The organism is Saccharopolyspora oryzae, assembly GCF_027853915.1.
Taxonomy (GTDB): Bacteria; Actinomycetota; Actinomycetes; order Mycobacteriales; family Pseudonocardiaceae; genus Saccharopolyspora; species Saccharopolyspora oryzae.
Genome location: NZ_JAQGLA010000091.1, coordinates 1 through 12,675 on the forward strand (window position 1 = coordinate 1; position 12,675 = coordinate 12,675).

Annotated in this window: 12 protein-coding genes; 10 read left to right on the plus strand and 2 right to left on the minus strand. The window is 69.2% G+C overall.

What is annotated here, in order from left to right; genetic code table 11:
• The 10 genes from OU415_RS32530 to OU415_RS32575 form a co-directional block, all read left to right on the plus strand.
• Positions 1-352 (plus strand): PH-like domain-containing protein (locus OU415_RS32530; protein WP_456300268.1); only part of this gene is annotated, 352 nt, incomplete at its 5' end.
• 82 nt (positions 353-434) lie between these two features.
• The gene (carA, locus tag OU415_RS32535) at positions 435-1,556 is read left to right on the plus strand and encodes a glutamine-hydrolyzing carbamoyl-phosphate synthase small subunit (protein WP_270953335.1); all 1,122 of its coding nucleotides are present in this window, start codon (positions 435-437) and stop codon (positions 1,554-1,556) included.
• Position 1,557: 1 nt separating this feature from the next.
• Positions 1,558-4,878: a carbamoyl-phosphate synthase large subunit gene (carB, locus tag OU415_RS32540; protein WP_270953337.1), complete on the plus strand. Its 3,321-nt coding sequence runs from the start codon at positions 1,558-1,560 to the stop codon at positions 4,876-4,878.
• Complete coding sequence (gene pyrF / locus OU415_RS32545) at positions 4,875-5,723, plus strand: orotidine-5'-phosphate decarboxylase (protein ID WP_270953339.1); 849 nt, start codon at positions 4,875-4,877, stop codon at positions 5,721-5,723. The genes carB and pyrF overlap by 4 nt, the downstream gene beginning before the upstream one ends.
• Positions 5,724-5,954: 231 nt before the next feature.
• A complete protein-coding gene (locus OU415_RS32550; protein ID WP_270953340.1) occupies positions 5,955-6,401 on the plus strand; it encodes a YbaB/EbfC family nucleoid-associated protein in 447 nt (148 codons plus the stop codon).
• A gap of 11 nt (positions 6,402-6,412) precedes the next feature.
• Complete coding sequence (locus tag OU415_RS32555) at positions 6,413-6,736, plus strand: hypothetical protein (protein WP_270953341.1); 324 nt, start codon at positions 6,413-6,415, stop codon at positions 6,734-6,736.
• Complete coding sequence (locus OU415_RS32560; RefSeq protein WP_270953342.1) at positions 6,733-8,007, plus strand: WXG100 family type VII secretion target; 1,275 nt, start codon at positions 6,733-6,735, stop codon at positions 8,005-8,007. Before OU415_RS32555 ends, OU415_RS32560 begins: the two co-directional genes overlap by 4 nt.
• Positions 8,004-8,705, plus strand: coding sequence for a hypothetical protein (locus OU415_RS32565; RefSeq protein ID WP_270953343.1), 702 nt, complete (start codon positions 8,004-8,006; stop codon positions 8,703-8,705). Before OU415_RS32560 ends, OU415_RS32565 begins: the two co-directional genes overlap by 4 nt.
• Positions 8,706-8,715: 10 nt before the next feature.
• Positions 8,716-9,411: a hypothetical protein gene (locus OU415_RS32570; RefSeq protein WP_270953344.1), complete on the plus strand. Its 696-nt coding sequence runs from the start codon at positions 8,716-8,718 to the stop codon at positions 9,409-9,411.
• A 51-nt stretch (positions 9,412-9,462) separates the two neighbouring features.
• Positions 9,463-9,762, plus strand: a complete 300-nt coding sequence (locus tag OU415_RS32575) for a hypothetical protein (protein ID WP_270953345.1) — start codon at positions 9,463-9,465, stop codon at positions 9,760-9,762.
• A gap of 82 nt (positions 9,763-9,844) precedes the next feature.
• Here the strand turns inward: OU415_RS32575 and OU415_RS32580 are convergent, their stop codons facing one another.
• Positions 9,845-10,759, minus strand: a complete 915-nt coding sequence (locus tag OU415_RS32580) for a serine/threonine-protein kinase (RefSeq protein WP_270953346.1) — start codon at positions 10,757-10,759, stop codon at positions 9,845-9,847.
• Between the two features lie 38 nt (positions 10,760-10,797).
• Positions 10,798-12,660, minus strand: a complete 1,863-nt coding sequence (locus OU415_RS32585; RefSeq protein ID WP_270953347.1) for an ABC transporter ATP-binding protein — start codon at positions 12,658-12,660, stop codon at positions 10,798-10,800.
• Positions 12,661-12,675: the final 15 nt, after the last annotated feature.

Genomic DNA, 12,675 nt, shown 5'->3' on the forward strand with positions numbered 1-12,675 from the left:
GAGGGCCACCGACTGGCAGGACCGGATCGCGGTCGGCGACATCGGCCACCGCGCCAACGGCACCGCGTACCTGCACGCCGCGGGGCTGCTGCTGCGCCGCGAAGGCGCCAGCGACCTGTGGATCCCGGCGGAGTCCGTCGTGGACTGCCGCCTGGACCACAAGCTGGCCAACAAGGTGGTGCCCGGCGCGGGCCTGGTCGTGGTGACCTGGCGCCTCGGCGAGGTGCTGCTGGACACCGGCTTCCGCAGCGACGACAAGGACGCGCAGACCGACTGGGTCGAGGCGATCCGCGCGCTGGGCCCCGACGTCGAGGCGCCCCGCGACGAGGCGACCGGATCGGGCGCGCGATGACCGCGACCGACTTCAGCCAAGCGGCGATTTCGCCGCACCACGAGATCATCCACGGCTCCGCCGAGCCGTGGCAGGAGGAAAAATGAGCGACCACGTCCCGGCCGCGCTGGTGCTGGAGGACGGCCGGATCTTCCGCGGGGAGGCCTACGGCAAGGTGGGCCGCACCCTCGGTGAGGTCGTGTTCACGACCGGCATGACCGGCTACCAGGAGACCCTGACCGACCCCTCGTACCACCGCCAGATCGTGGTGCAGACCGCGCCGCAGATCGGCAACACCGGGTGGAACGACGAGGACGACGAGTCCGCGCAGATCTGGGTCGCCGGTTACGCCGTGCGCGACCCCGCGCGGCGGCCCTCGAACTGGCGCTCGCGCCGCTCCCTGGACGAGGAGCTGGAGCGCCAGGGCGTCGTCGGCATCGCGGGCATCGACACCCGCACCCTGACCCGGCACGTCCGCGAGCTGGGCGCGATGCGCGGCGGGGTCTTCTCCGGCCCCGAGCTGGGCACCGATGACGAGATGATCGCCGCGGTCAAGGCGAGCGCCGAGATGGTCGGCGCTTCGCTGGCCGGTGACGTCACCACCGCCGAGCCCTACGTGGTGCCTGCGATCGGCGAGAAGCGGTTCACCGTGGCCGCGCTGGACCTGGGCATCAAGTCCAACACCCCGCGGATGATGTCCGAGCGCGGCATCGAGGTGCACGTGCTGCCGCTGACGTCCACTTTGGACGAGGTGCTGTCGATCAGCCCGGACGGCCTGTTCCTGTCCAACGGCCCCGGCGACCCGGCCACCACCGACGCGCAGGTCGAGCTGACCCGCCAGGCCCTGGACCGCAAGCTGCCGCTGTTCGGCATCTGCTTCGGCAACCAGATCCTCGGTCGCGCGCTGGGTCGCGGCACCTACAAGCTGCAGTACGGCCACCGCGGCATCAACATCCCGGTCATCGACGCGGAGACCGGCAAGGTCGCGATCACCGCGCAGAACCACGGTTTCGCCGTCGAGGGCGAGCCGGGGGAGCGGTTCGACACCGACTTCGGCCGCGCGATGGTCAGCCACCACTGCGCCAACGACGGTGCGGTCGAGGGCCTGCGGCTGCTCGACGGCCCGGCGTTCAGCGTCCAGTACCACCCCGAAGCGGCAGCGGGTCCGCACGACGCCGCGCCGCTGTTCGACAAGTTCGTTGATCTGATGAGTGAGGCGCGCTGATATGCCGAAGAGGACCGACATTAAGCACGTGCTCGTCATCGGTTCCGGGCCGATCGTGATCGGCCAGGCGTGCGAGTTCGACTACTCCGGCACCCAGGCCTGCCGGGTGCTGCGCGAGGAGGGCATCCGCGTTTCGCTGGTGAACTCCAACCCGGCGACGATCATGACCGACCCGGAGTTCGCCGACGCGACCTACATCGAGCCGATCACCCCGGAGTTCGTGGAGAAGGTGATCGCGGCCGAGCGGCCCGACGCCATCCTGGCCACGCTGGGCGGCCAGACCGCGCTGAACACCGCGATGGCGCTGGACGAGCTCGGCGTGCTGGAGAAGTACGGCGTGGAGCTGATCGGCGCGGACATCGAGGCGATCCAGCGCGGCGAGGACCGGCAGCGCTTCAAGGACATCGTGCGCTCCGTGGGCGGCGAGGTGCCCGAGTCGGCGGTGTGCAAGTCCATGGAGGACGTGCGCGCGTTCGTCGCGGCGCACAGCCTCCCAGTGGTCATCCGGCCCAGCTTCACCATGGGCGGCCTGGGCTCGGGCATGGCGCACACCGAGGAGGAGCTGGAGCGGATGGCCTCCTTCGGGCTGGCCGAGTCCCCGGTGCACGAGGTCCTGATCGAGGAGAGCGTCCTCGGTTGGAAGGAGTACGAGCTCGAGCTGATGCGCGACCACGCGGACAACGTGGTGGTCATCTGCTCGATCGAGAACATCGACGCGATGGGCGTGCACACCGGTGACTCGGTCACGGTGGCGCCGTCGATGACGCTGACCGACCGCGAGTACCAGCACATGCGCGACGTGGGCATCGCGGTGCTGCGCGAGGTCGGGGTGGACACCGGTGGCTGCAACATCCAGTTCGCCATCCACCCGGAGACCGGCCGGATGGTCGTCATCGAGATGAACCCGCGGGTGTCGCGCTCCTCGGCGCTGGCGTCGAAGGCGACCGGTTTCCCGATCGCCAAGATCGCCGCGAAGCTGGCGGTGGGCTACACCCTCGACGAGATCCGCAACGACATCACCGGCGAGACCCCGGCGAGCTTCGAGCCGACGCTGGACTACGTCGTGGTGAAGGTGCCGCGTTTCGCCTTCGAGAAGTTCCCGGGCGCCGACCAGGAACTGACCACCACCATGAAGAGCGTCGGCGAGGCGATGGCCGTGGGCCGCAGCTTCTCCGAGGCGATGGGCAAGGCCCTGCGCGCCATGGAGACCAAGGCGGTCGGGTTCTGGACCAAGGCCGACCCGGAGGACGCCACTCTCGAGTCCACTGTGGAGCAGCTGCGCACGCCGCACGACGGCCGCCTGTACACGGTGGAGCGCGCGCTGCGGCTGGGCGCTTCGGTGGAGCAGGTGTGCGAGGCCTCCGGCATCGACCCGTGGTTCGTCGACCAGATCCTGGCGTGGGTCGAGCTGCGCGCCGAGCTGGTCGAGGCCCCGGTGCTGGACGCGGCGCTGCTGCGCCGGGCCAAGCGCGCCGGGCTGTCGGACGCCCAGATCGCCGCGCTGCGGCCGGAACTGGCCGGTGAGGACGGCGTTCGCGCGCTGCGGCACCGGCTGGGCGTGCGCCCGGTGTACAAGACGGTGGACACCTGCGCGGCCGAGTTCGCCGCCCGCACGCCGTACCACTACTCGGCCTACGAGTCCGACCCGGCGGCCGAGTCGGAGGTCACCGAGCAGCGCGAGCGGCCGAAGGTGATCATCCTCGGCTCGGGCCCGAACCGCATCGGCCAGGGCATCGAGTTCGACTACTCCTGCGTGCACGCCGCGATGTCGCTGCGCGAGGCCGGGTACGAGACCGTGATGGTCAACTGCAACCCGGAGACCGTCTCCACCGACTACGACACCTCGGACCGGCTGTACTTCGAGCCGCTGACCTTCGAGGACGTCCTGGAGGTCGTGCACTCCGAGCAGCGCTCGGGCACGGTCGCCGGCGTGATCGTGCAGCTGGGCGGCCAGACCCCGCTGGGCCTGGCCAAGCGGCTGGCCGAGGCCGGGGTGCCGATCGTGGGCACGCCGCCGGAGGCGATCCACCTGGCCGAGGACCGCGGCGCGTTCGGCGACGTGCTGGCCGGTGCGGGTCTGCCCGCGCCGAAGTACGGCACCGCGACGTCCTTCGAGGGCGCCAAGCGGATCGCCGACGAGATCGGCTACCCGGTGCTGGTGCGGCCGTCGTACGTGCTCGGCGGTCGCGGCATGGAGATCGTCTACGACGAGGCGTCGCTGGAGGACTACATCGCCCGCGCCACCGAGGTCACCCCGGAGCACCCGGTGCTGGTGGACAACTTCCTCGACGACGCCATCGAGATCGACGTGGACGCGCTGTGCGACGGCACCGACGTCTACCTCGGCGGCGTGATGGAGCACATCGAGGAGGCCGGCATCCACTCCGGCGACTCGGCGTGCGCCCTGCCCCCGATCACGTTGGGGCGCCAGGACATCGAGATGGTGCGCCAGTCCACCGAGGCCATCGCGCGCGGTATCGGCGTGCACGGCCTGCTGAACGTGCAGTACGCGCTCAAGGACGACGTGCTCTACGTCCTGGAGGCCAACCCGCGCGCCTCGCGGACCGTGCCGTTCGTGTCGAAGGCGACGGCTGCGCCGCTGGCCAAGGCCGCCGCGCGGATCATGCTCGGCGCCAAGATCGCCGACCTGCGCTCGGAGGGCGTGCTGCCGCCGGAGGGCGACGGCGCGGACCTGCCGATCGACGCGCCGGTGGCGGTCAAGGAAGCGGTGCTGCCGTTCCACCGGTTCCGCACCCGCGAGGGCGTCGGCGTGGACTCGCTGCTCGGGCCGGAGATGAAGTCGACCGGTGAGGTCATGGGCATCGACGTCTCCTTCGGGACGGCCTTCGCCAAGTCCCAGGCCGGTGCCTACGGTTCGCTGCCGACCTCCGGCAAGGTGTTCGTCTCGGTGGCCAACAAGGACAAGCGGTCCCTGGTGTTCCCGGTCAAGCGGCTGGCGGACCTGGGCTTCGAGATCCTGGCGACCACCGGCACCTCGGAGGTGCTGCGGCGCAACGGGATTCCGTCCACCGTGGTCCCGAAGCACACCGAGAAGTCCGACGGCGAGCGCGACATCGTCGAGCTGATCAAGGCCGGCGAGGTCGACATGGTGATCAACACCCCGTACGGCAACCCGGGCCCGCGCGTCGACGGCTACGAGATCCGCACCGCGGCCGTCTCCCGCGACATCCCGTGCATCACCACGGTGCAGGGTGCGGCCGCGGCGGTGCAGGGCATCGAGGCCGGTATCCAGGGCAACATCGGGGTCCGGCCGCTGCAGGCGCTGCAGGCGGCGCTGCGGCAGGGCGGTGAGCAGCGATGACCAGCCAGCTGCGGGAGAGCTTCGGCCGACGGCTGGCCGACTCGACGCGGGCGCGCGGTCCGCTGTGCGTGGGCATCGACCCGCACCCGTCGCTGCTGCTGGCCTGGGACCTCGACGAGTCGCCCCGGTCGCTGGAGCGGTTCGCGATGACCGCGGTGGAGGCGCTGGCCGGTGAGGTCGCGCTGATCAAGCCGCAGTCGGCGTTCTTCGAGGTCTACGGTTCGGCCGGGATCGCGGTGCTGGAGAAGGTGATCCGCGAGTCGCGACAGGCCGGTGCGCTGGTGCTGCTGGACGTCAAGCGCGGGGACATCGGCTCCACCATGACGGCCTACTCGATGGCCTACCTGGACGAGCACTCGCCGCTGGCGTCGGACGCGATCACGGTCTCGCCGTACCTCGGCTACGGCTCGCTGGCCCCGGCCATCGGCCTGGCCGAGCAGACCGGCCGCGGCGTGTTCGTGCTGGCCCGCACCTCCAACCCGGAGGGCGCGGGGCTCCAGCAGTCGATCCACGGCAGCGGCGACTCGGTCGCCCAGTACGTCGTGGATTCGGCGGCGGAGACCAACCGCGACGCGGAGCCGATGGGCCACGTCGGGGTCGTTGCGGGCGCCACGATCCGCCCCGGCGAGCTGGACTTCTCCCGCCTCAACGGCCCGATCCTGGCCCCAGGACTGGGGGCCCAGGGAGCGACCGTCCAAACGCTGCGAGAGGTCTTCGGCCCGGCTTTGCCGAACGTCCTGCCGACGACCTCCCGCGACGTCCTCCGCCACGGCCCGGACCCGGCGTCGCTGCGCGCCGCGGCCCACCGGGTCCGCGACGAGGTCGACGACCTCTTCCGAGGCTGATCAACCGCTGAAGGGCACCTCCCGGCAACTCGCCAGGAGGTGCCCTTCGCGTTTCCGGGCGCGCGGTGAAGTGAGATTCATCGCGAAGGCCGCGGTCTGTTTGGTGGTCGTTTGTTCTGCGGTGACCGATTTCGCTTCATGGGCGGTTGCCGGTGGTTGGGTAGGCTCTGCTCGCTAGATCGGGTGATGGAGGGGCAGACGGTGAGCGGTGCGTCTGAGCGCATTCAGGAAATGATGCGCAAGTTCGAGGAGCAGGCGCAGAAGGCGTCGCAGCTGCAGTCCGCGATGCAGGACATGCAGGGCACGGCGAGCAGCCCGGACCGGTCGGTCACGGTGACCGTGGCGCCGTCCGGCGCGGTGCTGGACCTGAAGCTCGCCCCCAACGCGGTCCGCCAGTCGGCCAACGATCTCCAGCAGCAGATCATGGCGACCATCCGGGCCGCGACCGCGAGCGCGGCGGAGCAGATGAACACCGCGGTGGCCCCGATCCTGGGCGACCAGTTCGACCAGTTCCAGCAGGCCTTCAACGCGGAGGGCATGGCGATCAAGCCGCCGGTGGACGACGAGCCGCCCGCCGCCGCCCGCCAGGAACCGCCCGCCGCCCCGGCAACGCCCAAGCGCCCGCGGAATGAAGGTTTCGACGATGACGACTTCTCCGCCGGTTCGTTCCTGCGCTGAACGGTGTTGCTGTGACTGATTTGAAGATGACGCCGGAGACGCTGACCGGCCACGGACAGGGCTGCGAGAGCCTCGCGGACAAGTTCGGCCAGCTCGCTGACCTGCTGCACCAAGCCCAGGTCGACGACCAGTGCTTCGGGCCGATCGGTGACATGGTCGGCCTCAGCAGCATCTACCTGGACAGCGTCAAGGAGTGCCAGGACTTGGCGACCAAGGCCCAGGAGTTCCTGGTCAAGACGAAGCAGTCGCTCGACGACACCGTCAAGGACTACCACGACACCGAACAGCAGATCTCGGAGATGCTGAAGAAGGCCGGAGAGGGGCTGGCGGGGTGACCGCGCCGCAGGGGCCGGGGGATTTCCAGACCCTGAACCAGGGGGACGGCAAGCAGAAGGACTGGTTCGACCAAGCCGCGGGGCGCGGATCGTCCTACGTGGCGGCGGGCCAGGACCTCAACGACGCGTCGAGTCCGCCCGAGTGGGGTGTCGCGATGGTGTCGATGCGGATGGAGCAGCTGGAGCTGCTGACCAGCCCGGGCCAGTCCTTGATGAGCAACGGCCTGGGCTTCCTGGTGTCCATCGTGCTCAGCCCGCTGATCGAGCTGGTCGAAGTGGCGGTCGGCGACCCCGAGCAGATGCGGGCCACCGGGGAGGGCTGGGAGAAGGTCGCCGGCTGGCTCGACCAGGTCGCGGAGCAGGAGCCGCAGCGGGCGCAGGCGACGGCCGAGACCTGGATCGGCAAGGACGGCGACGCCTTCCGGAAGCAGATGACCGAGTTCGGCGACGGCGTCAAGGCCCTGGCCGCGGACATCCGCGACCTCAAGGGCACCCTGGACATGATCGCCGACATCTTCGACATGGTCGTCGAGTTCTTCGTCCAGACCGTCACCGAGCTGATCATCGGCCTGATCGTCCAGTGGTTGGCGGCCCTGGCGGCGTCGTGGGTCACGGCCGGAGCATCGGTCGGCGCGGCGAGCGCGGGCACCGCGGTCCAGGTCGGAGCCACCGGTGTCCGCATCACGACGCGCGTCATGCAGGTGCAGCGCAAGCTCTTCCAGATGTTCCAGAAGATCGAGAAGCTCCTGCAGAAGCTGCGCGAAGCAGGCAAGCTCCGCAAGGTCATCGACAAGATGAACGACCTGCGCGAGGGCAACGTGCTCGAGAAGGCGATCGCGCGCAAGGTCGACTCCAACCCGGTCGCCAAGTTCCTCACCAAAGCGGACGGCAGCGATCTCACGACGAAGGGCGGCAAGTTCCTCCAGGACGTGGAGAAGCAGCACGCCGGCACGCTCCGGAACTTCGACGACCGCATCGCGAACGCGAGCGGTGATGCCAAGGCCGCGCTCCAAGCGGAACGCGATCAGTTCGTGAAGGACGCCAAAGGTGTGCAGGGGTTGGCGCACACAGCGACGTCGCACGTTCTCGGCGGTGCTCTCGGCGGCAAGGCCACCTTCGGTCAGGCAGCGATGGCCGCCGGAACCGATGTGGTGACGGGTGCGGCGATCGAGCAGGGCGCGAACGCGGCGTACGACACGGGCAAGGGCTGGTTCTCCGGGGATCTGTCGGACGAGCAGCGCGATCAGGCTCAGGAGCGTGGTTTCTCGTGATCGAGGTGTTGTCCGCCCGGGCGTTCTGGTGTTCTCCCGATGAACGGATCCTGTGGTGCCATCCGCTTGCACCGGTCAGCACGCATTACGTCCTCTACCAGGTTTCCGGGCTGGACGAGTGGGGCGACAAGCGTTGGACCGCGGGAAAGGTGCTGGGCGGGATCGCCAGCGGTGTTGCTGGGACCGCCATGGAAGTGCTGTCCCCGACGGACGGCGACAGCTACAGCACGCCGAGCATCCAGCATGCCGTCGTGTCCGGCCGCGACCGTGATTGCTTGGCCGTCACCCACCTCGCGCAGTGGCAGACCAGTGGTGTCAACACCAAGGGAGGCGGGCGCGAGTTCGTGTGGGCGCTGACCTCGCACCGACTCGGTCTGCTGGAGTTCGCCAAGAACGAGTCGGACGGCGGTGGCTTGCTGGGCGGGCTGAAGAAGAAGATCGGTGGTTCGGGCCAGGACGATGCCGGAAACGGGCAGCGAGCGGTTCAGCTACCGGGACTGGTCGTGCACGCCGAGTTCCCGAGGAACATCATCTCGAACGTCGCCGTGGCCGAGCACAAGGTCAAAGGGCAGGAGCGCAAGTTCCTGCGGGTGGCCCTCGCGGACGGATCCGCCATCGACCTGTCCGCTCCCGGGAGCGGCACGTACAGCGACGGCAAGGTCGATCGTTTGCTGGCCATGACCTTCGGCCGGGAATAGGTGTTTGGGTATGCGATCAGAGAAGCAGCTCGTCAAGCTCCTGGAAGACGGGTGGCTGCAGCCGGGGGAGAAGCTGCAGCGGTACGGCGGTGGTGACCGCGAGCGGTTGCACTTCGGGGCGACCATCGGAGGCCACCACCAAGCCCCGTACCAGCCATCGCGCCCTGCGGCGCACAGCTTCGACGTCGACTTCGGCGACGTGCCACATCCGACGGTTCCGGTTCAGCAAGGGCGCTTTCACGGCGACGAGTGGGTTCACGACCCGACCATTCGAGGCTGGGTCCGCGCCGACTCGCCTGAACGAGCGGCGGTCGCATGTGCGGACCTGCTGGTCGCGGCCGGGCCGGAAGCGTGGTTCATCGGTACCGATCGCCGCATCGCAGTCGTCGCCGATGCCTCTGCGGTGGGCGAGCCCGGGCAGGAAGACCAGGAGACCGGCAACGGCTCGGAGGGAAGTGCCAACGGCTTCGGGCGGTTGCTCGGCAAGGCCCGCTCCGCGGTGAGTGCGGTGACGGAGCTTTCCGAGTCCTTGATCGGTGGATCGGAGCTGGTGACGCTCTGGGAGTGCCCGTTGGAGCAGCTCGCCGAGGCGACGGGGGACCTCAAGGGGCGCACTGCGGATGGCGCCGGCTTCTCCATCAACCGGTTCGCGGACGGCTCCGTCATCGAAGTGGGCACCAAGATCCACCTCAAGGGCTTCATGTAGCTCGCCGCTGACTTGGTGACGGCTCGGTTCTCGGAACACAGGAGAGGTGAAGTGGCTGCTGAGGCTTGGCGGTGGACTGCTGGGCGGGTGTCCGCCGTCGTGGTGCCGTGGTTGCTCATGGCCGGTGGTCTGGCCCTGGCGAAGGTCGATCGTGACAGCGGGCTGGCGTGGGCCGGGCTCATCGTCGGGTTGATCGCGGCCATCTACAGCTCGTTCTACTGGGGCAAGTTCAGCAACAGCGACGGGATCGCGAAGGTGCGGCTCTCGCCGTTGGCCTGGATCGCGCGGATCATCTGCCACGCGCTGACCCTGTTCTACCTGTTCGCCGCAGCGGTGTTCTTCTTCGTCTAGCCGTCCGGGTTCGTGAGTACTTTGGGGCGCTGGGGCACCCCAAAGTACTCACGAACCTCGCAGCACCCTGGCCGGAGCGCAGTCATAGCACCGACTCGTGTTCCCCGGGTGGTTGGGGGTTGGCCACTGTGGACAGTGCTTCGGCTAGTTCGGCGATGGTCGGGCGTTGTTGCGGGTGTTGGCTCAGGCATGCGTCGATCGCGGCCGACATCGTGCTGGGGAGTCGTCGTCGGGTTCGGATCGGTGGGGCTGGTTCGGTGAGCTGCGGGCAGCGCTCCTGCAGCGCCGAGAGCGAGTCGAACTTCGCGTCTTCGCTGATGGTTCCGGTGTCGAACGGTTGGAATGCGGTTGCCGCTCCGTAGAGGACCAGGCCGATCGCCCAGACGTCGGTTTCCGGGCCCAGCTCGCCGCCGCGGACCTGTTCGGGGGCCATGGCGCACGGGGTTCCCGCTCCGGTGCGGCTGCGGCCCGGTTCGCGGGCGAAGTTCAGATCGATGACCCGCGCCCGGCCCGCGTCCGCGATGATGTTGCCCGGGTTCAGGTCGAGGTGCAGGTAGCCGCGGTCGTGCATGTACGCCATCGCCGAGCACAGGTGCAGGCCCAGGTGGGCGAGTTCGGGGGCGGAGAGCCGGCGGGTCCGCGTTGCGATCAGGTGCGAAAGCGTCGCCCCGGACAGGGTTTCCAGCACCAGCACCGGCCCGTTCTCGTCGGCGACGATCTCGTACGCCCGGACGATGTGCGGGTGGGTGAACGACAGCAGCAGGTGGCCCTCGAGCTCCAGCCTCTTCCGGACGCCCTCGTGGTGCGCGCGGTCGGGGCGCACGGATTTGATGAAGCACCGGCAGTAGCGCTCCTCGCTCCAGGCGTCGTACGTGTCGAGTTCCCGCCCGCGGCGCATGTGCTGGATGACCCGGTAACCCGGGGCGATCTCGCTGCCCGGCGGATGCGGGTCCGGCGCGGATTCGGTCGGCCTGGGCGCGGTGTTGATCGCGGTCATCGAATCTCCAATCGGTGGATACCTCCGCGGGGCGGAAGTCACGCTGTCCCTTGCGCCGCGACCGGAGCGGTGTGGTCGCGCTCGTGCAGCCGGTAGAGCTCGGCGTACCGGCCGTCGCGGGCCATCAGCTCGGGGTGCGTGCCGGCTTCGGCGATCCGGCCGTGGTCGAGCAGCAGGATCTGGTCGGCGTCCCGGACCGTGATCAGGTCGTGGGACACGACGATCGTGGTGCGGCCCGCCATCAGGCGGCGCATCGGCGCGAGCACGCGTTCGGTCGAGGCCGCGTCGAGCCCGACCGTCGGTTCGTCGAGCAGCAGGATCGGGGCGTCGCGGATCATCGCGCGGGCGATGGCGATCCGCTGCCGCTGCCCACCGGACAGCAGCCGCCCGTGCGGACCGACCCGGGTCTCGTAGCCGTCGGGCAGGGCGGTGATGAACTCGTGCGCGTCGGCGGCCCGTGCTGCGCGCACGATCTCGTCGTCGGTGGCGTCCGGCTTCCCCCAGAGGATGTTGTTCCGGACGGTCGTGTCGAGGGCGAGGACGTCTTGGAGCACCACCGCTACGTTGTTGCGCACCGATTTCTGCTGCATGGAGCGCAGATCCGCGCCGTCGAGGGTGATCGCGCCGGAGTCCGGGTCGTAGAAGCGCAGCAGGAGCTTCCCGGCCGTGGACTTGCCCGATCCGCTGGCGCCGACCAGGGCGATCGTCTGCCCGGGCGCCGCGGCGAAGCTGACGCGGTGCAGCGCATCGCGCTCGGCGTGCGGGTACCGGAAGCTGACGTCGTCGAAGGTGATCACGCCGCGAGCGCGGTCCAGTCGCCGCGGGCGGATGGGGTCGCGGACGGTCGGCTGCTGGTCGAGCAGTTCGATGACGCGTTCGGCGCTCGCCGCGGCCGCGAAGACGGTGTTGCTGAGCTGGCCGAATCCGCGCACCGGCGAGTAGAGCTGGCTGAGGACGCCGAGGAACACCAGCAGGCCGCCCAGCGTGATCGTGTTCCGGGTCAGCTGCCAGGTGCCCAGCCCCACGATGATCAGCACTCCGGCCAGCTCCAGGAGCTGGACCAGCGGCGTGAACAGCGCGCGGAGCTTGGTGGCGACCAGTTCGGCGGCGAAGCTGCCGACGTTCTCGCGGTGCAGGCGCTCGGTTTCGGAGTTCTCCCGCCCGTACGCCTTCACCAGCGCGGCGTTGTTCAGGCTCTCTTCGGCGACCGAGCTGATCGACCCGGTGCGCTCCCGCTTCTCGCGGGAGGCCGCTTTGATCCGGTGCGAGAAGAACCGCGCGGTCAGCCAGAACGCCGGGATGGCCACCAGGGACACGGCCGCCAGCTGCCAGCTCAGCACGAACAGCACCCCGGTGAACAGCAGGATCTTGAAGGCGTAGGACAGCGTCTGGGTCAGCCCGGACAGCACCAGGTTCTCGATCGCGGCGATGTCGCCGGTGATCCGGGACAGGGTGTCGCCGATCTTGCGCCGTTCCAGGAATTCCACCGAGAGTTCGTGGAGGTGCTGGAACAGGTCGGTGCGCAGGTCGAGCAGGAACCGCTCGGCCAGCCAGGTGGACAGGTACCGGTCGCTGAAGGAGACCAGCCCGGCGCACAGCGTGACGCCGATGTAGGCCGCGGCGAGCCACGGGAAGAGGCTGAAATCGCGCGGTACCAGGACCTTGTCGACGAGGACCTTGAAGAACCAGATGTTGGCCGTGCTCAGGACCGGCGCGATCATGATCAGTGCCAGCACCGCGTACAGCCACCTGCGGTAAGGGCGGGCGTACGGCCAGAAGCGGCGGAAGATCTCGCGGACGCTGACCGGCGGCGCCGCTTCGGGCGCTTCTCCGGGGCCGCTCGTGCTGGCCCCGAACAGGTACCGGACTCTGGAGAAGAAGCTGATGTTCGCCATGGTCATCGGGAACCCGGCGGC